The organism is Croceivirga radicis (genome assembly GCF_002072105.2).
Classification (GTDB): domain Bacteria; phylum Bacteroidota; class Bacteroidia; order Flavobacteriales; family Flavobacteriaceae; genus Croceivirga; species Croceivirga radicis.
On the sequence record NZ_MTBC01000011.1, the window covers coordinates 1 to 26,003 of the forward strand.

General features: G+C 35.8%; 23 protein-coding genes and 1 tRNA gene. 16 read left to right on the forward strand and 8 right to left on the reverse strand.

The window, feature by feature from the left end:
• The first annotated feature begins 285 nt into the window (after positions 1-285).
• The 4 genes from thrS (at position 286) to rplT (ending at position 3,508) form a co-directional block, all read left to right on the forward strand.
• Entirely contained in the window at positions 286-2,226 is a 1,941-nt protein-coding gene (gene thrS, locus BUL40_RS13900) for a threonine--tRNA ligase (protein ID WP_010520029.1), read from the forward strand.
• Positions 2,227-2,261: 35 nt separating this feature from the next.
• Complete coding sequence (gene infC, locus BUL40_RS13905; protein ID WP_095529372.1) at positions 2,262-2,813, forward strand: translation initiation factor IF-3; 552 nt, start codon at positions 2,262-2,264, stop codon at positions 2,811-2,813.
• A gap of 51 nt (positions 2,814-2,864) precedes the next feature.
• Positions 2,865-3,062, forward strand: a complete 198-nt coding sequence (rpmI, locus tag BUL40_RS13910; RefSeq protein WP_010520027.1) for a 50S ribosomal protein L35 — start codon at positions 2,865-2,867, stop codon at positions 3,060-3,062.
• Between the two features lie 101 nt (positions 3,063-3,163).
• A complete protein-coding gene (gene rplT / locus BUL40_RS13915; RefSeq protein WP_010520026.1) occupies positions 3,164-3,508 on the forward strand; it encodes a 50S ribosomal protein L20 in 345 nt (114 codons plus the stop codon).
• Between the two features lie 64 nt (positions 3,509-3,572).
• On the opposite strand, the gene BUL40_RS13920 is transcribed toward rplT, so the two are convergent.
• Positions 3,573-4,001 (reverse strand): secondary thiamine-phosphate synthase enzyme YjbQ, encoded by a 429-nt coding sequence (locus BUL40_RS13920; RefSeq protein ID WP_080319753.1) that lies wholly within the window; start codon positions 3,999-4,001, stop codon positions 3,573-3,575.
• Between the two features lie 70 nt (positions 4,002-4,071).
• On the opposite strand from BUL40_RS13920, the gene BUL40_RS13925 reads away from it, so the two are divergent.
• The 3 genes from BUL40_RS13925 to BUL40_RS13935 all read left to right on the forward strand — a co-directional run bounded on the left by BUL40_RS13925 (position 4,072) and on the right by BUL40_RS13935 (position 7,641).
• A complete protein-coding gene (locus BUL40_RS13925) occupies positions 4,072-4,875 on the forward strand; it encodes an HAD family hydrolase (RefSeq protein ID WP_080319754.1) in 804 nt (267 codons plus the stop codon).
• Between the two features lie 198 nt (positions 4,876-5,073).
• The gene (locus BUL40_RS13930; RefSeq protein ID WP_010520023.1) at positions 5,074-5,478 is read left to right on the forward strand and encodes a response regulator; all 405 of its coding nucleotides are present in this window, start codon (positions 5,074-5,076) and stop codon (positions 5,476-5,478) included.
• A gap of 57 nt (positions 5,479-5,535) precedes the next feature.
• Complete coding sequence (locus BUL40_RS13935) at positions 5,536-7,641, forward strand: sensor histidine kinase (RefSeq protein ID WP_080319755.1); 2,106 nt, start codon at positions 5,536-5,538, stop codon at positions 7,639-7,641.
• On the opposite strand, the gene BUL40_RS13940 is transcribed toward BUL40_RS13935, so the two are convergent.
• The 5 genes from BUL40_RS13940 to tgt form a co-directional block, all read right to left on the reverse strand.
• Positions 7,638-8,837, reverse strand: coding sequence for an asparagine synthetase B (locus BUL40_RS13940; protein WP_080319756.1), 1,200 nt, complete (start codon positions 8,835-8,837; stop codon positions 7,638-7,640). The two genes, BUL40_RS13935 and BUL40_RS13940, sit on opposite strands and share 4 nt — an antisense overlap.
• 82 nt (positions 8,838-8,919) lie before the next feature.
• A complete protein-coding gene (dnaB, locus tag BUL40_RS13945) occupies positions 8,920-10,464 on the reverse strand; it encodes a replicative DNA helicase (protein ID WP_010520020.1) in 1,545 nt (514 codons plus the stop codon).
• 168 nt (positions 10,465-10,632) lie between these two features.
• Positions 10,633-11,586 carry an acetyl-CoA carboxylase carboxyltransferase subunit alpha gene (locus BUL40_RS13950; RefSeq protein WP_010520019.1) on the reverse strand — a complete coding sequence of 318 codons (954 nt, stop codon included), beginning with the start codon at positions 11,584-11,586 and terminating at the stop codon, positions 10,633-10,635.
• Between the two features lie 89 nt (positions 11,587-11,675).
• The gene (locus BUL40_RS13955; protein WP_010520018.1) at positions 11,676-12,758 is read right to left on the reverse strand and encodes an LptF/LptG family permease; all 1,083 of its coding nucleotides are present in this window, start codon (positions 12,756-12,758) and stop codon (positions 11,676-11,678) included.
• Complete coding sequence (gene tgt / locus BUL40_RS13960) at positions 12,758-13,888, reverse strand: tRNA guanosine(34) transglycosylase Tgt (RefSeq protein WP_010520017.1); 1,131 nt, start codon at positions 13,886-13,888, stop codon at positions 12,758-12,760. The genes BUL40_RS13955 and tgt overlap by 1 nt, the downstream gene beginning before the upstream one ends.
• Positions 13,889-14,045: 157 nt before the next feature.
• On the opposite strand from tgt, the gene BUL40_RS13965 reads away from it, so the two are divergent.
• Genes BUL40_RS13965 through BUL40_RS13975 form a run of 3 tightly spaced genes read left to right on the forward strand, consistent with a single transcriptional unit; the run spans position 14,046 to position 16,508 of the window.
• The gene (locus BUL40_RS13965; RefSeq protein WP_010520016.1) at positions 14,046-14,891 is read left to right on the forward strand and encodes a transketolase; all 846 of its coding nucleotides are present in this window, start codon (positions 14,046-14,048) and stop codon (positions 14,889-14,891) included.
• Between the two features lie 18 nt (positions 14,892-14,909).
• Entirely contained in the window at positions 14,910-15,863 is a 954-nt protein-coding gene (locus BUL40_RS13970; RefSeq protein ID WP_010520015.1) for a transketolase family protein, read from the forward strand.
• Between the two features lie 57 nt (positions 15,864-15,920).
• Positions 15,921-16,508, forward strand: a complete 588-nt coding sequence (locus BUL40_RS13975) for a porin family protein (protein WP_080319757.1) — start codon at positions 15,921-15,923, stop codon at positions 16,506-16,508.
• A gap of 93 nt (positions 16,509-16,601) precedes the next feature.
• On the opposite strand, the gene BUL40_RS13980 is transcribed toward BUL40_RS13975, so the two are convergent.
• Positions 16,602-17,543 (reverse strand): FKBP-type peptidyl-prolyl cis-trans isomerase, encoded by a 942-nt coding sequence (locus tag BUL40_RS13980; RefSeq protein WP_080319758.1) that lies wholly within the window; start codon positions 17,541-17,543, stop codon positions 16,602-16,604.
• Between the two features lie 82 nt (positions 17,544-17,625).
• On the opposite strand from BUL40_RS13980, the gene BUL40_RS13985 reads away from it, so the two are divergent.
• Genes BUL40_RS13985 through BUL40_RS13995 form a run of 3 tightly spaced genes read left to right on the forward strand, consistent with a single transcriptional unit; the run spans position 17,626 to position 19,071 of the window.
• The gene (locus BUL40_RS13985) at positions 17,626-17,997 is read left to right on the forward strand and encodes an RNA-binding S4 domain-containing protein (RefSeq protein ID WP_010520012.1); all 372 of its coding nucleotides are present in this window, start codon (positions 17,626-17,628) and stop codon (positions 17,995-17,997) included.
• Positions 17,984-18,571, forward strand: a complete 588-nt coding sequence (locus BUL40_RS13990; protein ID WP_080319759.1) for a methyltransferase domain-containing protein — start codon at positions 17,984-17,986, stop codon at positions 18,569-18,571. The genes BUL40_RS13985 and BUL40_RS13990 overlap by 14 nt, the downstream gene beginning before the upstream one ends.
• Before the next feature lie 2 nt (positions 18,572-18,573).
• Positions 18,574-19,071 (forward strand): phosphoribosyltransferase family protein, encoded by a 498-nt coding sequence (locus BUL40_RS13995; protein WP_010520010.1) that lies wholly within the window; start codon positions 18,574-18,576, stop codon positions 19,069-19,071.
• Here the strand turns inward: BUL40_RS13995 and BUL40_RS14000 are convergent.
• Positions 19,068-19,580 carry a shikimate kinase gene (locus tag BUL40_RS14000; RefSeq protein WP_080319760.1) on the reverse strand — a complete coding sequence of 171 codons (513 nt, stop codon included), beginning with the start codon at positions 19,578-19,580 and terminating at the stop codon, positions 19,068-19,070. The genes BUL40_RS13995 and BUL40_RS14000 overlap by 4 nt on opposite strands.
• Before the next feature lie 120 nt (positions 19,581-19,700).
• Between BUL40_RS14000 and BUL40_RS14005 the strand changes: the two genes are divergently transcribed.
• From BUL40_RS14005 to BUL40_RS14015, 3 genes are all read left to right on the forward strand, one after another.
• Positions 19,701-19,776 (forward strand) — tRNA-Lys (locus BUL40_RS14005).
• A 143-nt stretch (positions 19,777-19,919) separates the two neighbouring features.
• Complete coding sequence (locus tag BUL40_RS14010) at positions 19,920-22,676, forward strand: LuxR C-terminal-related transcriptional regulator (RefSeq protein WP_244901880.1); 2,757 nt, start codon at positions 19,920-19,922, stop codon at positions 22,674-22,676.
• Positions 22,677-22,957: 281 nt separating this feature from the next.
• The gene (locus BUL40_RS14015; protein ID WP_080319762.1) at positions 22,958-25,996 is read left to right on the forward strand and encodes a SusC/RagA family TonB-linked outer membrane protein; all 3,039 of its coding nucleotides are present in this window, start codon (positions 22,958-22,960) and stop codon (positions 25,994-25,996) included.
• Positions 25,997-26,003 lie beyond the last annotated feature (7 nt).

Below are 26,003 nucleotides of genomic sequence, written 5' to 3' on the forward strand. Positions count from 1 at the left end.
TTGTTTTTCGGGCTGCAAATGTAACACCATTTCCCAATTAATCAACAAACTTTTTACAGGTTTTTTTGTGGAAATTTTCAGCTTACTGAAAATCAAGCAGATAAAAATACAATTTTTTTTGTGACTGCAAAATACAACCTATGTAATTAGCCCAAACAATTAATTACTTAGACTCCTTCTTCTTGTTACAGGGAAATATATACATATATATAAGTATAATAGTTGCAACATCTTGGTAAGGTATTATCTTTGCTCCCGCTATAATAAAACTAAGAAGTATAGACCATGATAAAGATTACGCTACCGGATGGTGCTGTAAAAGAAGTTGAAAAAGGAACTACTCCTTTTGCTGTTGCACAAAGTATTAGTGAAGGACTTGCAAGAAATGTTATTTCCGCAAAATTTAACGATACAACTGTTGAAACCACAACACCTTTAACCACGGATGGCTCCTTAACCTTATATACATGGAATGACGATGAAGGCAAGAAAGCTTTTTGGCATTCATCTTCTCATATTTTAGCCCAGGCCTTGGAAGAACTATACCCTGGAATTAAATTAACCATTGGCCCTGCTATTGAAAATGGGTTTTATTACGATGTTGACTTTGGAGAGCACACCATAAGCGACAAAGACTTTGAAAAAATTGAAACCAAAGCTTTAGAAATTGCCAGAGGAAAGCATGACTTTAAGTTACGCGAAGTTTCTAAGGCAGATGCCTTGGCCTATTACAAAGAGGAAAACAATGAATATAAGATAGAGTTGATAGAAAATCTTACCGATGGTGAAATTACTTTCTGCGACCATAGTACGTTTACCGATTTGTGTAGAGGCGGCCATATACCAAACACTGGAATTGTAAAAGCATTTAAAATATTAAGTGTAGCTGGTGCCTACTGGCGTGGAGACGAAAACAATCCACAATTAACTCGTGTTTATGGCATTTCTTTTCCGAAACAAAAAGATCTTAAAGCATATCTAGAACTTTTAGAGGAAGCCAAAAAGCGTGATCATCGGAAATTAGGTAAAGAATTAGAGTTGTTTACCTTTTCGCAAAAAGTTGGACAAGGGTTACCTTTATGGCTACCAAAAGGTGCAGCATTGAGAGAACGATTAGAAGACTTTCTCAAAAAAGCTCAGAAAAAAGCGGGCTATGAAATGGTGGTTACCCCCCATATTGGTCAAAAAGAATTATATGTTACCTCTGGTCATTACGCTAAATATGGTGAAGATAGTTTTCAACCTATAAAGACCCCCAAAGAAGACGAAGAATTTTTGTTAAAACCAATGAACTGTCCTCACCACTGTGAAGTTTATAAAAACAGTCCTTGGAGCTATAAAGATTTACCCATACGTTATGCAGAATTTGGAACTGTATATAGGTATGAACAAAGTGGCGAGTTACACGGCTTAACCAGAGTACGAGGTTTTACCCAGGATGATGCCCACATTTTTTGTACTCCTGATCAGCTTGATCAAGAGTTTAAGAATGTAATAGACCTGGTTTTGTATGTTTTTGGTTCATTAGGTTTTGAGAACTTCACCGCTCAAGTATCTGTAAGGGATTTAAATAATCCCGACAAATATATAGGCAAGGTAGAAAATTGGGAGAAAGCAGAACAAGCTATTATAGATGCCGCCAAAGACAAAGGGCTAAATTATGTTATTGAAAGCGGTGAAGCAGCATTCTACGGACCTAAGTTAGATTTTATGGTAAAGGATGCGTTAGGCAGACAATGGCAGTTAGGTACCATACAAGTTGATTACAACCTGCCCGAACGTTTTGACCTTACTTATAAAGGGAGTGATAATGAACTGCATAGGCCGGTGATGATTCATAGGGCCCCATTTGGTAGTATGGAGCGTTTTATTGCAATTTTACTAGAACATACTGGCGGAAACTTTCCACTTTGGTTAATGCCACAACAATGTATAGTACTGCCTGTGAGCGAGAAACATGAAAATTATGCCCAAAAAGTTTTGAATTCGTTTGAAAATCACGAAATTCGCGCGCTCATTGATAATAGGAATGAAACGGTTGGTAAGAAAATCCGTGAAGCAGAATTAAAGAAAATTCCTTTTATGATTATTGTAGGCGAACAAGAAGAAGCAGACAATACCATAGCTGTTAGAAAACATGGCGGGGAAGATTTAGGAAGTATTACCATTGAGGACTTTTCCGATTTGATTAAAAAGGAAATAAATAGTACCTTAAAATCGTTTTAAAAAAGAAGTTTAATTAAAATTTTTAAGTCATAGCAATAAGAAGAAGATCTAGGCCACAACCACGTAGGGAAAATAAAAACCCTCACAACATCAATGATAAAATTGCAGCAAGAGAAGTACGTCTTGTTGGCGATAATGTGGAAGTTGGCGTGTACCCTATTAGAAAGGCTAAAGAAATAGCCAAAGAACAGGAACTTGATTTGGTAGAAATTTCACCAAATGCAAACCCTCCTGTATGTAAAATAATAGACTATAAGAAATTCTTATACGAACAAAAGAAAAGAGAGAAAGCATTAAAAGCTAAACAGGCAAAAGTTGTCATTAAAGAAATCCGTTTTGGACCGCAAACAGATGACCACGATTATGAGTTTAAAAAACGACATGCCGAGAAGTTTTTAAAAGATGGTGCTAAGTTAAAGGCCTATGTTTTCTTTAAAGGTAGGTCCATAGTTTATAAAGACCAAGGAGAAATTCTTTTGTTACGATTGGCGCAGGAACTAGAAGATTTAGGTAAAGTAGAACAAATGCCTAAACTTGAAGGTAAGAGAATGACCATGTTCATTGCTCCAAAGACTGGAAAAAAATAAGCGGGATCCGATTATACTTTTGTGTTTTCGGTTTAAATAAAAAGAGGAATAATGCCAAAGATGAAAACTAAATCCAGTGCTAAAAAGCGTTTTAAGCTTACAGGTACTGGTAAAATCAAAAGAAAGCACGCTTTCAAGAGTCATATTTTGACAAAAAAATCTAAAAAGCGTAAGCTAAAGCTAACTCACTCTACCTTGGTTCACCAAAGTGATGAGAATAGCATTAAAGAACAATTGCGTTTAAAATAAGCAAAAGTTCAATTTAGGTACATTAATTATTAACCATGGAGTTAGGCACAATCAAAGATTTCTTTTAATAGGAACGCCTACTACAAAAAAATGAAAACAGTATGCCAAGATCAGTAAATTCAGTTGCTTCACGCGCAAGAAGAAAAAAAGTGATGAAGCAGGCAAAGGGTTACTTTGGACGTAGAAAAAACGTTTGGACAGTAGCCAAAAATGCGGTAGAAAAAGCAATGCAATATGCTTACCGCGACAGAAGAAATAAAAAGAGAAATTTCCGTTCACTTTGGATTACACGTATTAACGCAGGTGCGAGAATGCATGGATTATCTTACTCTCAATTTATGGGTAAAGCTAAGGCTAGTGGTATTGAACTTAACCGTAAAGTACTTGCAGATTTAGCTATGAATCATCCAGATGCATTCAAAGCCATCGTTGAGAAAGTGAAATAAAACATTTAACTTAATTATCCCGCTTATTAAACCCATCATTAAACTGATGGGTTTTTTATTTTTCTTACATTACTTCTCCCATAATAGTACACACAAGGTTTCTACTGGAAGCGTAATCCCGATGCTCGCATAAATAAATTCCTTGCCAAATGCCTAAGTTCAACGTACCATTGGTTATTGGTATTAATACGGACGCCCCCATTAGAGATGCTTTAATATGGGCTGGCATATCATCCGGGCCTTCATAGGTATGAATATAGTATGGCGCATTCTCAGGTACCATAACATTTAAATGACTTTCAAAATCTAACCTTACGGTAGGATCTGCATTCTCGTTTATAGTTAAACTAGCAGACGTATGCTTTATAAATACCTGTAATTGTCCATACTTGATTCTACGGATTTCCGGCAGTTTATCTAAAATATCTTTTGTAACTAAATGAAATCCCCTTTGAAAAGCTTGTAATTTAATTTCTCTTTGAAACCAATTCATAAAGCATATTTAAGACAAATTTTACGTCTTTCCTAGAGATAGCAGTACCTTTACCAATTAATTTTGGTATATGGATTTATCTAAAATAAAAATGGTGGTTTCTGACATGGACGGAACCCTATTGAACAATCAGCATGAAGTAAGTAAAGAGTTTTTTCATCTTTTTGAAAATTTGAAAAAGCAGAATATTGCTTTTGTAGCGGCTAGTGGCAGACAATATTATAGCATGTTGGATAAATTAAAACCAATTGCCAATGATATTTTATTTATAGCTGAAAATGGTGCGTTTGTAAAAAAACAAGAGCAAGTATTAATGACTATTTCTCTAGACCAAACTTACATTACCAATGTGTTAGAGGTAGTAGATAAAATAGATAATGCCCATGCGGTTTTATGTACGGCACAAACTGCTTATGTTAAAAAATCTTCAGGCGATTTTATAGAAATGCTTAAGGAATATTATTCTGAATTTACCTTGGTTGACAGTCAACAAGAAGTTAGTGATACTATTTTAAAAATTGCAATATATCATCACCAGAGCTCTGAAAACTATTTGTATCCAGAATTGAAACAATTTGAAGATGTTTTAAAGGTAAAAGTTTCTGGAGAGAATTGGCTAGACATATCGGAACCCAATGCCCATAAAGGTTACGCACTACAAAAGGTTATGGACAAACATGGAATTAATGCAGATGAGATAATGGTTTTTGGTGACTTTAACAATGATTTGGAGATGATGCAACTATCTAACTATAGTTTTGCCATGGCTAACGCCCATCCAAATGTAAAACGTATTGCCAAGTACCAAACCTTAAGTAATACCGAGCATGGAGTAGAACATATTTTATCCAAACTGTTACTGGCCAAAAGCTAAAAAACTACCCTATTTCCTGAAATTATCCAACTTAGGTTGGCTACCATTCAAACCCAGTTAAATACTGGTCAGTTTAATTTTTTTACAGGATACCAGATATTATTTGTATTTTAACACATAAATTCTCCTATTTTACAACAAAAATTGTTTACAATAGTTTAGTATAATTAGTTTGCACCACAATATTTAAATATGACTATGTACCAACAGATTTACTTAGTGGATGATGAGGAGTTAGTGAACACTATTAACACCGTACATTTTAGAAAATTAGGTTTAGAAGATAAAGTAAAAACATTTACCAACCCTGAATTAGCATTAGATGATTTACGATTTAGGGAGGTACAAGATCAGCGAACATTAATTTTGCTCGATATCAACATGCCTGAGATGACAGGTTATGAATTTTTAGAATTCATGACTTTAGAAAATTTTCCAGTTTCCAATGAAGTATTAATGGTTACTTCATCTGAGCGTCCAGAAGACAGGGAAAAGGCAGAAGAGTATAGCAAATATGTAAAAGAATTTATAACAAAACCCTTAAAAATAGAGCATCTAGAAGCTTATTTACAAAAGTCTTTTTCTTCTTCAAAATCATCTTAGTTGAAGATGCTATAGACCAATATTTCCAGTTTTCTTGGAATTACCCCAATTACCTTTATGAAGCAAGCTAAGGGAGATGATCGGTATGTTAGTAATTTTACCAGGCTATTAATTGTCTTAGGTGTTAGTATTCTTATATTCTTTACTGCCACCTTGTATGTTGTAAGTTTATATTTTTCTGATTTGAATGATAACGCATACGTTATCAATATATCTGGAAGACAACGCATGCTCAGTCAAAGTGCTGTTAAACAAATCTATAACAAACAATTAGATTCTACCTTTAAAATAGACTTAGTTGGCTTAGATATTTGGCAAGAAAATCATTCATTATTAAGTGGTAATGCCAATAATAGGGTTTTGGGTAGTATTCTAAATACCCCGGAAATAGAAGAAACCTATAGAAAACTAGGTATTTATCAAGAACAAATTATTGCATTAGCCAAGCAAAAAACCAAATTACAAACCCAACAATTAAAAACGCTAAGTGAAATAGAGCAGAAATATCTAAATGGTATGGATGCGATTGTAAGTAACTATCAAAAAATACACGAAGAATCCTTAGAAAAATTCAAGGCCATTGCTATTGGAAGTTTACTATTTTTTATTGCCGCTGTCTATCTGTTACTTTTTGTATTTATACTTCCACTACTTAATAAAATAAAGAAGAACTTCAAAGAATCAAGAACCAAAGAATTTAGAAATCAGGCTGTAATAGATAATACGGAAGATGCCATTTGGTCCTTGGACAAAAACTTTAATCTTTTAACCGCAAACAAAACCTATTTATCTAAAATTAGTAAAATAGATTCCTCTATTATTATTGGTAGTAACGTAAGAAATAGGTTTTATTTTGGAGAAAATATTCACGATTATAACAATGTTTTTGAAGGAAAATCTTTTAGTAAAACCTATAAAACCATAAAAAGTGGGGTTACCAACCATTATGAGCTTCATTTTTATCCTATTACAGAAAATGAAAAAATAATAGGATGTTGTATTAGACAATGTGATGTTACACAGTTGCATAAAACCATACAGGATTTACAACATGGCGAAGAAAAACTTAGAGAAGCACAACAAATAGCAGATTTTGGAAACTGGTTCTGGAATATAGAAGAAGACGAAATTTATATTTCTGAACATTTAAATAACATCTTTGCCATTCCAAAAGAATTTCAAAAAGAGTACCTAACCTTTCCTTTTCTAGTGAATTTAATTCATCCAGATGACCGTGAGGCTTTTGATATTACCATAAAAAACAGTATTGTAAGCAGGGAACCTCATGATATTATTTATAGGGTTATTGTTGGGGGTAAATTAAAATTCATACATCAAAAGGGTAAAGCTTTCTACAAAGATGATGATGCTCTAAAAGCCTATAGAATGGCGGGTACCGCACAAGATGTTACCAAAACTATAATTGCCAACCAGAAAATTGAAAATCAAAATAAGGAGTTACAAAACTTTATATATATCTTATCTCATAACTTAAAAAGGCCCATTGCCAATATTCTTGCCTTGCAATCCTTATATGAAGAAGGGGACAATGAAACTAATGACGGTATAATGACCAACATACAAGCATGTTGCGTGGCATTAAATACTACAATAAAAGACTTAAACCTTTCGCTCTCTTTAAAGGAAATAAGTAAAGAAGACTTTACAGAGGTAGACGTTTGCGAAATTCTAGACGATATACAAGTCTTATTAAATAAAGACATAATAGATACCAAAGCCAAAATCTACACTAAAATTACCCAAGATAAAATAATGGGTGTTAAGAGTTATTTTGTCAACATCTTCTATAACTTAGTTTTAAACAGTTTAAAATATCATAATCCCGACACACCACTAACCATAAAAATTTCTGTGTTTAAAAATAGGAATGCTATTGTTGTTAAGATAGAAGACAATGGACTAGGTATGTTACTGACCCCCGAGAGAAAAAAGAAAATATTTGACATGTACGGTAGGCTTAGTGGTAAAACCAAAGGCAAAGGACTTGGCCTCTATTTGGTAAAGACACAGGTAGAAGCTATGAATGGCAGTATTGATGTTGAAAGCGAGGTAGGGATTGGTACTACAATGATTTTACATTTTAGAGAAGAAGCACAACCAAATGAGGACAATGAAACCGAATATGCTTTTTTAGGCAATTAGGTTTTTTGCTTTTTCTTTCTAGCCGCAGGAAACAGTACATTATTTAAGATTAATCTATAACCTGGAGAGGTTGGATGCAATTCCAACTCCGTCTTTGGGTCTCCTACCCTATGCTGATAATCTTCTGGATCATGCCCACCATAAAAGGTAAAGAAACCTTTTCCTTTTATGCCATGTATATATCTAGCTTCACCATTAAGCTTACATTCCCCAAGTACCATAACCGTAGGCTTTACTTCAACCGCCTCAAAAGCTGTGGTTTGCCCCATAAAACCTTTTACCAAACTGGTATGGTTTTGGGTTAGCATTGTAGGCACTGGATCCCACTTTGCAGAAAACTCCATTAGAGAAAAATAATCTGATTCCTTGGGAATACGCCTTTTCCTAGTCATGTCTATAGAAGAAAATTCATATTGAGAAGGATTTCGCTCTAGCGTAAAATTAGTAAATGCGAAAGTTCTAGTATAATCCAATCGCGATTGATAACTAGGTGAAGAGGCATCTCCATCAAACATGGGCTCACAAATGTCCACATCCTTAGCAGCCAAAGCAATATCAAAACTATCTGTTGCTGAACACATGGCAAACATAAACCCTCCACCGATTACATAAGCTCTAATTTTCTCAGCAACGGCACTTTTTTGTTCCGAAACTTTATCGTAACCTAATTTTTTTGCACGTTCTTCAGCTATTCTTTTACCCTCTATATACCAAGAGGCAGTTCTATAAGAACCATAAAATTTTCCATATTGCCCTGTAAAATCTTCATGATGTAAATGCAACCAGTCATACAAAGCCAATTTATCTTCTAAAACTTCCTCATCGTACAAAGTTACATAAGGAATTTCTGCATAGGTCAAAACCATAGTCACGGCATCATCCCAAGGCATATTATCTTTTGGCGAATAAACTGCAATCTTTGGTGCTTTCTCTAAAATTACTGCTTCTTGATTTTGTGAAGGACTACTAATATTTGTTAAAATAGATTGCGCTTGATTATCTGACAAAACTTCAAAAGATACACCTCTAATTTGGCACTCTTTACGAACCAAATCTCCATCAGGTAACAAAAAAGAGCCACCTCTATAATTAAGCAACCACTGTACCTTTTGCTGCTTTTGCAACATCCAATAAGTTATTCCATAAGCTTTAAGATGATTCTTCTGGCCCTCGGCATCCATAGGAATAAGTAGCATTGAAGCTGAAGTTTTTACTGATATGAACAGAAAAACAACTGCTAAAAAAAAGCCCCTATTCCATGAGGTTTTTAACGAATATCTAGAAAGGAATGTCGTTATCATCATCTGGCTGCTCATTAAATGAGCTACCAAATGCTTGATCTGCACTAGGTAAAGTTTGGGTGGAAAAAGGATTTTCCTCATCGTCATTCATCTTAGATTGAAACTCAAAAGGTGAGTCAAAGTCATCTAAATTATCGAATTTACCTAACTGACCAATGAATTTTAACCTAATATTTTCCAAACCACCATTACGGTGCTTAGCTACTATGAATTCTCCTTGTCCTTGTGTTGGAGAGCGTTCCTCATCGTCCCACTCTTCTATTTTATAGTATTCTGGCCTATAAATAAAACTTACGATATCCGCATCTTGTTCAATTGCTCCAGATTCCCTTAAATCTGAAAGTAACGGCCTTTTACTACCTCCCCTGGTTTCTACCGCACGTGAAAGCTGGGATAATGCGATCACCGGAACATTAAGTTCTTTGGCCAAAGCCTTTAAGTTCCTAGAAATGGTAGATATTTCTTGCTCCCTGTTCCCTCCTTTTTGACTACCACCGGCTGTCATCAACTGCAAGTAATCAATAATTATAATCTGAATATCGTGCTGGGATTTTAATCGTCTTGCTTTTGCCCTTAAATCAAAAATAGATAACGAGGGGGTATCATCTATAAAAAGTGGCGCTTTTTCTAGTGTCTTTACTTTAACATTTAATTGTTCCCACTCATGTTTTTCCAATTTTCCGGTACGTAACTTCTCTGACGAAAGTCCTGTTTCTGAAGAAATTAATCTTGTAATTAACTGTACAGAGGACATCTCTAAAGAGAAAAAGGCTACCCCGTGATTGGAATTAACGGCAATGTTTCTTGCCATGGATAAAGTAAGGGCCGTTTTACCCATACCAGGCCTTGCCGCAACGATGATTAAATCTGAAGGCTGCCAGCCCGAAGTAAGTTTATCTAGTTTATCGAACCCAGATGGGATACCACTTAAACCTTCTTTATTAGAAATTTCCTCAATTTTTTTCTTGGCTTGTATAACCAAGTTTTGAGCGGTCTCTGCCGAGCGTTTTAAATTTCCTTGGGTTACCTCATACAGTTTAGATTCTGCGGTATCCAATAAATCAAAAACATCTGTAGTTTCACTGTACGATTCTTCAATAATTTCGTTGGAGATCTTAATAAGACTTCTTTGGATATACTTTTGAAGAATTATACGGGCATGAAATTCTATATGTGCCGAGGACGCTACTTTTTGGGTTAGTTTTATCAAATAAAAATCGCCGCCTACCAGCTCCAACTTGCCGTCTTTCTTTAACTGCGTAGAAACGGTTAATAAGTCTACCGGTTCAGAAGTTTCAAACAATTGAAAGATGGCTTCAAAGATGAATTTATGCGCGTCTTTATAAAATACATCAGGATGTAGGATATCTATTACCTCATCTACCCCCTTCTTATCAATCATCATAGCACCCAGCACAACCTCCTCTAATTCAACGGCTTGCGGCGGTATTTTACCTTTTTCCAAGCTAATGATAGTGGATTTATCAATCTTACGACCGGTAATTGGGCTAGGTTTGTCCATGAGTGCGAAAGTATGCAATTAACCTTTAGTTAACTTTAATTTTTAAATGAACTATGTTCACAGGTGATCAACAAATTCTTTGTTAATAACTTAATATTTCTGTTAATAACGAAAAAAAAGGCTCAGAAAATTCTGAAACCTTTTTTATTTAAAACGTAAAAATCAGGGTTACCCGTTATATACCCCCATGTTAGAATATTTATCCATGCGTTGTTTCACCAATTCTTTTGGTGATAACTTTTTAAGCTCTTCAAAGTGAGAAATAATTTTGTTTTTTACCGTAGTAAAAGTTTTATCCCTATCTCTATGGGCACCACCTAATGGCTCTTTTATTATCTCGTCTATTAGCTTCTGACGCTTCATGTCTGAAGCCGTAAGTTTTAATGCTTCTGCTGCTTGTTCTTTATACTCCCAACTTCTCCATAGTATAGAACTACACGATTCTGGAGAAATTACAGAATACCAGGTATTTTCTAACATAAGTACCTTATCTCCTACTCCAATACCTAATGCGCCACCAGAAGCGCCTTCTCCAATAATCACCACGATCACGGGCACTTTTAGCCTGCTCATTTCTAAAATATTTCTAGCAATAGCTTCTCCTTGCCCACGTTCTTCTGCTTCTATTCCCGGATACGCACCTGGAGTGTCTACAAACGTTACTATAGGTAAACCAAACTTCTCTGCAGATTTCATTAAACGAAGGGCTTTTCTGTAACCCTCTGGATTGGCCATACCAAAGTTTCTATACTGGCGTGTTTTGGTATTATACCCTTTTTGCTGGCCTATTAGCATAAAAGACTGGTCACCTATTTTACCTAAACCACCAATCATAGCCTTATCATCCTTTACAGTACGATCACCATGCAGCTCTAAAAAGCTATCGCCACACAAAGCATTTATATAATCTAAGGTGTAGGGTCTATTTGGGTGTCTACTTAGTTGAACACGCTGCCATGCAGTAAGGTTCTTGTAGATATCCTTTTTGGTATCTGCTAACTTTTCTTCAATTTTCTGGCACGTTTCCGTGACGTCTACTTCACTTTCTTCCCCAATAACCATGCATTTCTGCAATTGATCTTCTAGTTCTTTAATAGGGAGTTCAAATTCCAAATATTCCATAAATAGTGTCTTGAAAGTTGGTTGGTGAGGGCAAAGATATGAATTTAACCTATTCTAAAAAGCCCCTGTTCCATGTCTTATCTAACTTGTTATCTTTTAGCTTTTTGCAGCAAGTAAACTCCTATGATTCCAAAAATTAAGTTAGGAATCAATACCGCCAATAAAGGAGAAAAACCAGATTGCTCTGCCATGGTACCAAATATTCTGTCAAAGAAAATATAGACCATTCCTAAGGCAATTCCAATAAGCAAATTTAATCCCATACCTCCTCTTCTTTTAACAGAAGAGACGGCTACTGCAATGATGGTTAAAATAAATGCCGCTACTGGTAGTGCCCACCTTTTGTATTTAGCTAATACATAGGTGTTCACGTTTGCGGCACCCTTTTTACGTTGCTCTTCTATGAATTTGTTAAGCTCAAATAGGTTTTTGGTCTCTGCAACATAAGAGACAGGTGTCAAATCATCAATCTGAAAAGAGAAAACGGTATCTAACCTGCTTTCGGACCTTATTAATTCTTTGCCTTCTCTAATTTTTCTCTTTTGGTATGATGTAAGTCGGTAAATACTATCCTTCTCTATCCATCTAATATTGGCAGCACTTATCTTGTAATCTAACTGATTCTCTTCGTTAAAATGTTCATAGGTAAAATTGTAACCTATTTGCCTTTGTGGATCAAAGCTACTCACATAAATAAAATCTTGTTCGTTTAATTGGTTGAATATGTTGGTAGTTTGCCTTGTCTGCCTCCCTTTTTTAAAATACTTATACTCAAACTCATTAAAACCGATACTTGCATTTGGGACAATAAACTGCCCCATTAAAAAAATAAGTATGGCAACAATTGATGCTCCAATAAAATAGGGTCTTAAAAAACGCCAGTAAGAAATACCAGAGCTTAACATGGCCACTATTTCCGTGTTGCTGGCCAATTTAGAAGTAAAAAATATAATGGATAGGAATAGTAATATGGGCATAAGTAAGTTGCCGAGCACCAAACTAAAGTTACCATAAAAAACGATTACTTCACTTAAAGGGGCCTCATTATCAATGATTTTCCCGATTTTTTCTGCCAAGCTAATCATTATTCCAATAGGGATAAATAATAACATAATCCCCAGGAATGTAACCAAATACCTCTTTAGTATGTATTTATCTAGTATGGTAAGCATTATAGCCTTTTATCCATTTGTTTAACCATCTTATTTTTCCAATCTGTAAAGGTACCTTCAATAATTTTTTCCCTAGCCGTTCTTACCAACCACAAATAAAAACCAAGATTGTGAATGGTTGCGATCTGCTTTCCTAAATATTCATTGGCGGCAAACAAATGCCTTAGATAGGCCTTGGAATATTCACGGTCTACAAAGGTTACCCCCAAGTCGTCTAATGGAGAAAAATCGTTCTCCCATTTTTTATTTTTGATATTGATAGTTCCTTCTGAAGTAAAAAGCATGCCATTGCGAGCATTTCTGGTAGGCATAACACAATCAAACATATCTACGCCCAACGCTATATTCTCTAAAATATTTATAGGTGTACCTACTCCCATTAAATACCTAGGTTTATCTTCTGGTAAAATAGCACAAACCACATCTGTCATGGCATACATTTCTTCTGCTGGTTCCCCTACAGAAAGACCTCCAATTGCGTTACCTAAAGCGCCAGCATTAGCAATATATTCTGCAGATTGCTGTCTTAAATCTGTATAAGTAGAACCTTGAACAATTGGAAAAAGGGTTTGTTCATAACCATACATTTCGGGTACTTCTTTTAGGTGTTTTATACAACGATCCAACCATCTATGGGTCATATGCATAGATCGTTTGGCATAGTTATATTCGCACGGATAAGGTGTACACTCGTCAAAGGCCATAATAATATCCGCTCCAATGCTTCTTTGTATTTCCATTGCCCTTTCTGGAGAAAAGAAATGGTAAGAACCATCTATGTGCGATTTAAATTTTACGCCTTCCTCCTTAATTTTTCTATTAGCGGATAAAGAATAAACCTGGTAACCACCACTATCTGTTAAGATGTTACGGTCCCATCCCATAAACTTGTGCAAACCACCAGCTTGCTCTAAAATTTGGGTGCCGGGCCTAAGGTAAAGATGGTACGTATTACCCAAAATTATATCAGGATTAATTTCTTCCCGTAGTTCTTTCTGATGTACGCCCTTAACGGAAGCAACCGTACCAACCGGCATAAATATTGGCGTTTGTATTGGGCCATGGCCTAATGTAATGGTGCCTGCCCTTGCCTTACTTTGACTATCCTTTTTTTCTAAGGTAAATTTCAAACTAATTGAATTTAACGGCAAATATAGCCATCTCTGTTAGAGAATTCACTTAACAAAAAAATAAAGTTTAAAACCGAAATCCTTTCGCAATTATAAGTACTTAAGCTTGGTTTAACCGTGCAATGCAATTATTTTTGAAGACTTTAAACATGTAACAATGCCTAACACAAAAGAATTACAGGATTTAGTATTCCAAGTAAGAAGAGATATCTTAAGAATGGTACACAAAGTAAACTCTGGTCACCCCGGAGGTTCTCTAGGATGTACGGAATTTTTCGTTGCCTTGTACAATGAGGTAATGGAGTTAAAAGATGGGTTTGATATGGATGGTAGAGATGAAGATTTGTTCTTCTTATCCAACGGCCACATTTCTCCTGTATTTTATAGCGTTTTAGCTAGAAGAGGATACTTTCCTGTAGAAGAGTTAAGCACCTTTAGACTAATTAATTCTAGGTTACAAGGGCACCCTACTACTCATGAAGGTCTACCCGGAATACGTATTGCATCTGGATCACTAGGGCAAGGTATGTCTGTTGCTATTGGCGCTGCCGAAGCAAAAAAATTAAACGGGGATAATAAACTAGTCTTTAGTTTACACGGCGATGGTGAACTACAAGAAGGTCAGAATTGGGAAGCGATCATGTATGCGGGCAGTAAAAATGTAGACAACTTAATTGCTACCGTAGACAGGAACGGCCAACAAATAGATGGGCCAACCAGCGAAGTAATGGCACTAGGTGATATTGGTGAAAAATTCCGTGTATTTGGTTGGGAAGTAATGGAAATTGAAGATGGTAATAATTTAGAACAAGTTATTGCCGGATTACAAAAAGCAAAAACCCTAAGCGGTAAAGGCAAGCCAGTATGTATTGTAATGAATACAATGATGGGTAACGGTGTAGATTTTATGATGCATACCCACGCATGGCATGGTAAAGCGCCAAATGACGAACAACTGGAAACGGCGTTAGCTCAAAATCCAGAAACTTTAGGGGATTATTAATTTATAGAACACAAGACAATGACAAAATATACAGATCAAGGCAAACAAGATACTAGAAGTGGTTTTGGTGCCGGAATGACGGAACTTGGAAGAACAAACCCTAACGTAGTTACTCTTTGTGCCGACTTAATAGGTTCTTTAAAAATAGACACCTTTATTAAAGAAAATCCAGAACGTTTTTTTCAAGTAGGTATAGCAGAGGCAAATATGATTGGTATGTCTGCAGGACTTACCATTGGTGGTAAAATTCCATTTGCCACTTCTTTTGCAAATTTTGCCACAGGTAGGGTTTACGATCAAATTAGACAGTCTGTTGCTTATTCTGGCAAAAACGTAAAAATATGCGCCAGTCATGCTGGGGTAACTTTAGGAGAAGATGGTGCTACCCACCAAATATTAGAAGACATTGGTTTAATGAAAATGCTACCGGGGATGACGGTAATTAATCCGTGTGATTTTAACCAGACCAAAGCTGCTACTATTGCCATAGCAGAACACCAAGGACCAGTGTACCTACGTTTTGGAAGACCTAAAGTAGCCAACTTTACCCCTGTAGACCAAAAATTTGAAATTGGTAAAGCGCTAATGTTGAGCGAAGGTACAGACGTTACCATTTTAGCAACCGGCCATTTGGTTTGGGAAGCATTAATAGCTGCAGAAAACTTAGAAAATCAAGGAATTTCTTGCGAAGTAATAAACATACATACCATAAAGCCACTAGATGAGGAAGCAATCATAAAATCTGTTAAAAAAACAGGTTGTGTGGTTACCGCAGAAGAGCACAACTATTTAGGCGGATTAGGAGAAAGCGTTGCAAGAACCCTTGCTATGCAGTTGCCTACACCCCAAGAATTTGTTGCTGTTAAAGACTCTTTTGGAGAAAGTGGCACACCAGAACAACTAATGGAGAAATACGGCCTTAACAATAAAGCTATTGAGCAAGCCGTTTTAAATGTGTTGAAAAGAAAATAGGGTTTGGTATCATCCTTGTTAGCTTTTTCATCGTAAATCTATAAACGAAAACACATTATGAAAAAGACACTATTAGTAATTGCGGTTGCCCTATGTGGGTATTTTGGAATGGCACAAGCAGGTTCTGGCTTTGGTATCAAGGCTGGTTTAAACTACAATGGCAACGGAGATTATTTTGAATCTGCCGGGGATGCTGCCAGAGATCCTGAAAAAAACGTAGGCTACCATTTAGGATTTTGGGGAAAAATTGGTAATCAGATTTATCTTAGACCAGAATTAGTTTACTCTGCTACAAAATCGGATTATGAGAATGATGAGTTCAAAATGAAAAAATTGGACTTGCCTATTCTACTTGGAGCAAAAGTAATTGGTCCTGTTCACGTATTTGCTGGTCCAGCGTTTCAGTATATCTTGGACACAGAGTTTGATGGCATAACCATAGATGATGTGGACAATGATTTTACCGTGGGCATGAATATAGGTGCCGGTGTTAATATTGGTAAACTTGGAGTTGATTTACGATACGAAAGAGGTTTTAGTGATAATGAAGCTATGTTCATCAATAACAACATTACTACATTACCCACCAGTAGAGTAGACACAAGACCTGATCAACTTATCTTAAGTTTAAGTTTAAAGCTATAATACTTTAAACTAAAAGAATAGCATAGAGAATTAAAAAAAGCCCTGCAAATGCAGGGCTTTTTATTTAATATAAGCTTTAAATAAACCTTTTATCTAGAAAGTATCTGGATCCAAGTAATCTGGAACACCATCATTATTAGAATCGGTCAAGGTTATATTTCCATTTGCATCTATAACTATTTCATCTCTAGTGCTGGTTCCATCACCATCATCATCAGAATCTCTAAAATTGGGTACAGCTGTGGTAAAATTGCTTTGCTCCAAGTCAGAATCTGTATTGTCATCAAACATATAACCATTACCATTTAGGTCTTCCATTAAATTTGGAATACCATCCCTATCGGTATCCGTATCTTCCTCAGTTAAACCTATCTCTAAGGTAAATACAAGTGGTGCATAACTTGGAATAGTATTATTAGATAAAAAGTAAGCCAAACCAGCTGGCATAATTACTATTCCTTTTCCACTATTAGAAATATTGGTAGTACCATCCGGATTAGCTACAATACCGTCTGTTGTACCTGTTTTAAATTGAGCGGCACCATTGGCAAAACCTCTTACCGTAAATGGTAATTCTAGCCAGGTAAATTCGTTTGAGGCATCAAATTTTGTTCCGTTCAACAACATACCTTCGTACTTTAATAAAGTAGAATCTGCATAGGTAGGGTTTACACCACCGCCTTCTACAACTTCTAAGTAATATAGTTTATGAGAAACGTCATTCTCCTCTTCTTCTAAGCCAAAATGCGAAGATGATACGTTTATATTAACCGTTTGCATTAAATCTGCAAGTGGTGTTTTACCTGCATTATCTCCGGTAAGTTCCTGTATGGTAATTGTAGCATCTGTTGCCCCTCCTTCAAAATCTTCGTAATTGTAGGTGTGCGTAGCTAAATAATCTGCTATTTCAACTTCATTTTCCGCAACTACCTCTGTTAGTGTTTTAACAGGTACCGCAATTACATTTGTATCATCATCATTATTACAGGCAATTACCGTTAAGGCAATCCCTAAAATCAATAATATCCTATTCATTTAAATAGTTTTGGTTATAGGCTGCGCAAGATACGATTTTCCGCTATTTTTGTTCTTTGCCATTAAGAAACTTTAAGGATAAATGCGGATTGACAAATATTTATGGTGCACACGTTATTTTAAAACCCGAAACATAGCTACCAATGCGTGTAAAAAAGGACAAGTTAAAATAAATGGTAGCGCGGTTAAACCATCTAGGGAAGTTTACCCGATGGATAATATAGTGGTACGCAAAAACCAAATTGACTATCAATTACAAGTTCTTGACCTACCTGAAAGCCGGGTTGGTGCCAAATTGGTAAATATTTATAGAAAAGATACCACACCGCAAGAAGCTTTTGAACATAATGAGTTGTTACAATACGCAAAAGACCATTATCGCAAAAAAGGCTTGGGAAGACCCACTAAAAAGGATCGTAGGGATATTGACGACTATTTAGATGAATCTGAATAAACAATTTTGGGAAAATAGGTATAAAGAAGAACGTACCGGTTGGGATATTGGTACTATATCTACCCCATTAAAGGCATTTATAGACCAATTAGAGAACACACAGCTTAAAATTCTTATTCCTGGTGCCGGTTATGGGCATGAAGCCCTTTACTTACGTAGTAAAGGCTTTAAAAATGTTACGGTTATAGATTTAGCGGAGCAACCCTTACAGCATTTAAAAAAGTCTGGTTTCCCACCCACCCATTTAAAGCAAGGAAATTTCTTTGATTTAGATGAAAAGGATTATGATTTAATTTTAGAACAGACGTTCTTTTGCGCACTTAATCCCAAACTAAGAAGTAAGTATGTCTTAAAAATGCACGATTTACTTAATGATAAGGGCAAATTGGTTGGTCTATTTTTTAATTTGGAATTTGAAAAAGACGGTCCCCCTTTTGGAGGTAGTAAAATTGAATACGAATTATTATTTAAAGATTTTTTTGATTTAAGGGTTTTAGAAACCGCTTATAATTCTATAAGCCCTAGAGCCAATAAGGAGCTCTTCTTTATCTTTGAAAAACGGAAACAAAACTAAGTATGGAGAATAAAATTTTATCTCACCGCCAAATTCAACGTAAAATTGAACGGATTGCCTATCAAATATTAGAAGCCAATATAGACGCTCCAGAGATTATTATTGCTGGCATAGAGGGCGGCGGACTTATTTTTGCCAAAAAGATTATTACCCATTTAAAAAAGATTACAGAGAGTAAAATAATACTCTGTAAGGTTTCTATGGATAAAACAAATCCTTTAAAAAGCGGAGTAACCACATCACTAAAATTAGAAGAGTACACCAACAAATCTGTAGTTTTGGTAGACGATGTACTTAATTCTGGTTCTACACTTATCTATGGGGTTCACCATTTTATCAAAACTCCTTTAAAACAATTAAAAACAGCCGTATTGGTTAACCGTAACCATAAAAAATTTCCAGTAAAGGCAGATTATAAAGGTATATCCCTGTCTACCTCTTTAAATGAACATGTACGGGTAGAATTTGACCAAAAAGAAGAAGCCGTTTATCTAGATTAAACCAATTCTTCTATCTGCGTAACGGTTTCTGCCACGGTCAAGGAATCTGCGGTGATGGTATGCTTTGCTTGCTGATAAAACGTATTTCTTTCAAAAAGGTGTTTACCTACAAATTCCGGTAAATCTGCCACCCCAATTTGTGCCACCAATGGCCTAGTTGTTTTTTCATTGGTTAATCTAGCCACTATAACCGGTATAGAAAGTTTTATGTAGAACGAGTTGTAGTTAGACTCATTTACCAATTGCATATTATTGCCATAACAGGGAGTTCCTCCTCCTAGGGACAAAACCAAATTTTTATCTTCTTGTAATAACCTTTTTAGTACCTCTGTTTCTTTTTTTCTGAAATAAATCTCGCCTTTTTCTGAAAATATTTCAGCAATCGATAAATTTTCTTGCTTTTCTATTTCTTGGTCTAAATCTATGAACGCAACGTTGTTTTTAGACGCAAGTTCCTTACCTACAGTAGATTTACCACTAGCCATATATCCTAAAAGGACCACCTTCATAATTTTGAATGATTTTAAAATTCATAAAAAGACAAATTTATTACTATTTCTTCTTGATTAATTAATAATACGTCTTATATTTGCACCCGCTTTAAGGCACTAAGCCATCAAAAAAAGCAAGACCTGATAGCTCAGTTGGTAGAGCATCTCCCTTTTAAGGAGAGGGTCCTGGGTTCGAGCCCCAGTCAGGTCACCACAAAAAACCTTCCAAAATTTTGGAAGGTTTTTTTATTTATAGCGCAATCAATTTTATTATACCTTCACTTTAGTTGAAAATTTCAACCACCCCTATTCTTTTTGGTTTTGTACCTTAGGTCTGTATAACGGACAGACTGAACTATGCGGAATCTTTTTTATTGTCTTTTAGTGATATTATGCCATACAATCACTTTTGGACAACAGTTATTGCCTCCAATTTTTAACTACACAACATATGAATATAAAGCTGGCAGCAAAAATTGGGACATAACCATAGCTAAAGACGGTGAGCTTTATATTGCCAACAATAGAGGTTTATTGTTTTTTAATGGAGAATCTTGGCAGCTATATAAATTACCCAATAACACCATAATCCGTTCAATTACCAAAATTGGCAATCGAATTTATACCGGTTCCTATGAAGAATTTGGTTATTGGGTAAAAAATAACATTGGCCAACTACAGTATAAAAGTTTAACCCATTTAATTAGGGACCATACTTTTACAAGTGAAGAGTTTTGGGAAATTATCCCAATAAATGATAAACAAATTGCCTTTAGATCATTTTCTACAATTTATATCTATGAGCCCGAACAACAAAAAATACAGGTAATTACGCCAACCCAAGTAATTTCTGATTTTATAGTATTTAAAGAACAACTAATAGTTGCAACTGGTACTGGTACATTATATTTATTATCAGGAGATAAACTTACAACCCTACCCTATTCTAGTGTGCTTAAAAATAATGCCATCACAGACATGGCAATTTGGAACAATAAGTTATTCATAGGTACCAAACTCAATGGCTGCTTTACCATTGAAAATGGCAAAGCACTGGCATGGAAAACAGCACTCAATACAGAATTAAAAGCGCACCAACTTAATAAATTAAAAGTGCTAGACAACGGTGACATAGCCTTTGGAACCATAAAGAATGGACTTTACCTTTACCAAGCTAAAACCGGTAGCACAGCAATTTATAACAAAGCCACAGGCCTTCAAAATAATACGGTTTTGTCAATGCACCCTTTTAAAAATCAATTATGGATTGGTTTGGATAATGGTTTGGCAAGATTGAACTTAAACCCTGCAACCACCTATTTTACTGATACCACCGGATCTTTAGGAATGGTATATGACATTGCAAAACATGATAATATCCAATATTTAGGAAGCAATACCGGAGTCTTTAAAGTTGAGAACGAGGGACTAACGTTTATAGAAGGTTCTCAAGGCCATGTTTGGGACTTATCTGTTATAGAGGGCGATTTACTTTGTGGACATAACACAGGAACTTATAAAATTACAGATAGCAATTTTGAATTAATAAGCCCACATTCTGGCGGTTACACGTTTGTAAAACAGCCCAACCGCCCCAAAACCTATTTACAAGGCACTTACACAGGGCTTGTTTGGTTTGAGAAGAAGGGAATGGATTGGGAAATACATAAACTAGAAGGGTACACTACACCGGTTAAACAAATTTGTTTTGAAACAGACCACATTTTATGGACAGCACACCCCTATAAAGGCTACCATAGGGTACATTTAAACCCAAAAAATAAAAGAATTGTAGATAGCATTCAATCATTTGATTCCGAAGAAAATCCATCTGGCTATAATGTGAAAATTTTCAATATAAAGAACCAAATAACGATAAACACAGATGGTAAGTGGTACCGATTTAATCCTATAAACAATCAAATTGAAAATTTTGCTGAATTTGAACCTTATGAAAATAAGGAACTATTGTATTATGACCATAGCTCTTATTGGTTTGTAAATAACGAAACACACCGGATTTTAAAAACCAATCTAGCCAGCGATTCTTTACTTATAGATGAACTCCCCATAAGACAGCGATTATCCTCGGACTCCCAAAACTTGATTCCGTATAGTAACAATACCTACGCAATACCGCTTAACGATGGTTTTGCGCTTATAGAGGAGACCAAATTATTAGCACAACAGGGAAAAGCAGAAGTTCAAAAGCCAAAATTAATAAGCCTAAACACTAGTACTACAAATTATAATCCTATAGCTAACAAAGTAAATCTTCCATTTGCACCTTCAAGGGAATTAGAACTTAAGGTGGCGGCACCAGCTGAAACCGATTGCAGTTATACATATCAAATAGAGGGTTCAACATCATTTAATGGCTTCTCAGAAACAGGCTTTATTTCCTTATCCAATTTACCCTATGGCAGCTACACATGTAAAGTTTTTACCATGGGTATGGGTAATAAACAATCAGAACCAGTTCAATTTAGTTTTAGTATTAAACCACCTTGGTATCTTTCATGGTACAGTTTAATTGGTTATCTACTATTGCTAGGGCTTACGGTTTTTATCATTAGACTCTACAATAGGCGTAAGCTATATAAACGTAAAACAGAATTAGAGCTGCAAATGCAGCAAGAACAAAAAGAGCAATTAGCTAAAATTGAACGTGAAGAGTTGGCTAAACAGGTTAAAATAAAACAAAATGAATTAACCAATACCACTTTAAACATTGCCAAGAAAAATGAAATAATGCTGGAAATGAAAAACCTTTTACTCATGAACAAAGAAAAGTTCAGCAACTCTAAGAGGTACCAGTCTTACATAAAAAAACTAGATCAGTCTATTGAAGACGCCGATGATTGGAATAAGTTTGAATTTCATTTTAATGAACTACATGATGATTTCTTTGAAAAGCTTTTAAAGGAATATCCATCATTGACCCCTAAAGACTTAAGGCTCTGTGCATATTTAAAAATGAATTTAACCAGTAAAGAAATAGCACCATTAATGGGCATTTCGGTCAGAGGTGTAGAAATACATCGCTATAGACTTAGAAAAAAACTAAACCTAGATAGCAGCGAAAATCTATCTAACTTTTTAATTACCATTTAATGAATCATTAATCAAACTACATCTGTTGGACAGGAAATTACGTTCCTATTAAAATTCAAAACAGCTAAAGCATTAACAGTAAGCATAAAAACACTACATCAATACTACATCAAACAGTACAATTTATTCAAAATCTATTTCTCAAAAGGTACAACACACCAATAAAATCAAGGGATTACAGCATAACAGATTTTGATGTATTTTTTATGTAATACCATTGCAATCCTTAAGACGCACCCTTTATTAATTTAGCAAAAAACTAACTTTTTTATTGCACAAACATGAATTTGACTAGGAGCATTTTGCTATTCCTGTTATTTAGCTATCCAATTATACTTTTTGGACAAGATAATCTAACAATTACAGGAACAGTTATTGACGACAAAGGACTACCGCTTCCAGGCGCAAGTATAGTTCTTAAAAACGGTACAACAGGTACCCAAACAGACTTTGATGGCAATTACACGTTGGCCAACATACCCAACAATAGTACGTTGGTCTATAGCTATATTGGTTTTAGCCCAAAAGAAATTACCGTAGATGGTAACACAACCATAGATGTGACCTTACTACCAGACACACAAAACTTAGATGAGGTTGTTGTAGTAGGTTATGGAACACAAAAAAAAGCAGACTTAACGGGGAGCATTGTAAGTGTTTCAACAGAAGAAATAGAAAAAACCATTTCTGCTAACCCTGTACAATCCTTACAAGGTAAAGTTGCAGGTGTACAAATTGTTTCCCCCGGTACACCAGGTGCATCACCTACTGTAAGGATTAGGGGTTTAGGTACATTTTCTAATGCTACCAGCTTATTATACGTGGTGGATGGTATGTTCTATAGTAATATCGACTTCTTAAATCCAAACGATATTAAATCTATGAACATCTTAAAAGATGCTTCATCTTCTGCAATTTATGGGGTTAGGGCCGCCAACGGGGTAATTATTATAGAAACCAAATCTGGTAGTAAAAACCGAAAGCCACAAATAGAGTACAATGGCTACACCGGTATACAAAGGGCGCAGAATGTACTTAAAATGGCCAATGCAGAGCAATTTACCACCATGGCCTTAGAATCTGGTTCTTCTGCAGATGCACAGTTTATACTTAATGCCATGCAACGGTATGGCCGCAGCCGTGTAAACCCCAATATTCCAGATGTGAATACGGATTGGTATGATGAGATCATGCGGGATGGTATTATCCAAAACCATAGTTTGTCTGTTACGGGTGGTACGGAAAATGTTAGCTATTCTACTGGGATTAACTACTTTACCCAAGAGGGTTTACTAGACATGAAAAATAAGTACGAACGTTTTAACATTAGGTCCAAATTGGACGTGGATGTGACGGACAATTTAAAAATTGGTGTAAACACCGTGTTTAGTAACGCCACACAATACGCTCCAGAAAATTCGGCTTGGTTCAAAGCCTATTTTGCAGTGCCTATACTCCCCGTTTTTGATGCACAAAATACAGAGGCTACACCAAATTCATACGCCAATGCAAGAGCATTGGGTTACAGGGGAACCCAAAATCCATTTCCGGATATGGCCTACAATGAAAACCGATTAAAAATCAGAAAATTACTAGCTAATTTTTATGCAGAAACGGATTTAATCCCTGAAAAATTAACCTTTAAGACTACTTATAATTTAGATTTTTCCGCGTTAGAAGAGCGTTACGTAAACCTACCCTACAACATGGGCTTTGGAGACGAAAGACGCTCATCTATCAACAGGCAACAAAATAACTTCTTTAACCAAATCTGGGATAATACCCTTACGTATACAGATAAAATTGGTGAAGACCACAACATTACGCTTTTGGCAGGTGCATCGTACAGAGATGAAGAAGCAAATAGATTTGGTGCAACAGGTAGTGATATTGCCGGGATAGACTATGAAACTTCATGGTACTTAAATTTTGCGGATCCTTTAACGTTCAATAATAATGTTAATGAAAGTAATAGCAGAATTTACGGCCAATCCTATTTTGGGCGTTTGTCTTATAATTTTAAAGACCGCTATTTGGTATATGGTACCTTTAGGGCAGACCGTTCATCAAAGTTTACCCAAGAACAGTGGGGTTACTTCCCTTCTGTAGGTTTGGGTTGGGTAGTTTCTCAAGAACCCTTTTTACAAGAAAGTAATTTCCTAGATTTCTTTAAACTGCGTGCTAGTTGGGGAAGATTGGGTAATGATAACGTACCCGCGAGTTCAGGAGCTAATACCATAACCAATACTACCGTAGATTTAGGAGATACACCGGTTACGGGTGTTACCGCTACTAGCACCTTTACAGATTTAACTTGGGAGGTTGTAGAAGAATTAGATTTTGGTTTTAATCTTACTACACTTAACAGTAGACTTTCCTTAGATGCAGATTATTACATACGGGACACGGAAAATGCCATAATGCCAGTTTATATACCTATTGCCAACGTAACGGTAAATCGTAATTCTGGGGTCATCCGCAACTCAGGTATTGAGGTTGCAGCCAGCTGGTCAGACAACATAAATGAAGATTTCTCATACAGCATAGGTGCCAATATAACCACGGTTAAAAACGAAACCATTTCGTTAGAAGACGAGAGGGGTTATATAGATTCTGGATCAGCGGAATTTAGACAACGTACGTTGGTGGGCGAACCATTGTATGCCTTTTACGGATATCAAACTACGGGCGTTTATCAAAATCAAGCAGAGATAGATAACGATCCTGTTGCGCAAAATGTAATTGCAGAAGGCCAAAACATAGAACCTGGCTATTTTAAATACAGGGATGCTAATGGCGATGGTTTTATAAATGATGAAGACCGAATGGTGCTAGGTTCTTTTTTGCCAAAATTCACCTATGGAGGTAACATTGGGCTCAACTATAAGCAATTTGGGTTTACCATGGATTTTTACGGCCAAACCGGCAATAAAATCTTGAACCGAAAAAGAGGTGAAGTTATTTTTACCAATGACACCAATATGGATGCAGATCTGGCCATTAACCGTTGGCACGGTGAAGGTACAAGTAACAGCTACCCGTCCTCTGCTGGTCTTAGAAATAGCTGGAACCAGCGTTTAAGCAATTTTTGGGTAGAAGATGGAGATTTCTTTAGAATTCAAAATGTTCAACTTTCCTACACCTTAAAAGGAGACCAACTTAAAGGCAAGTTTCCTGATTTTAAATTCACGCTAACCGCAGAAAGACCGCTAACACTGTTTAGCTACAATGGCTTTAATCCAGAAGTGAGTGATGGCGTAGACCGCCAAACCTATCCGGTACCTGCCATTTACACATTTGGTGTTAATGTAAAATTATAAACAAACT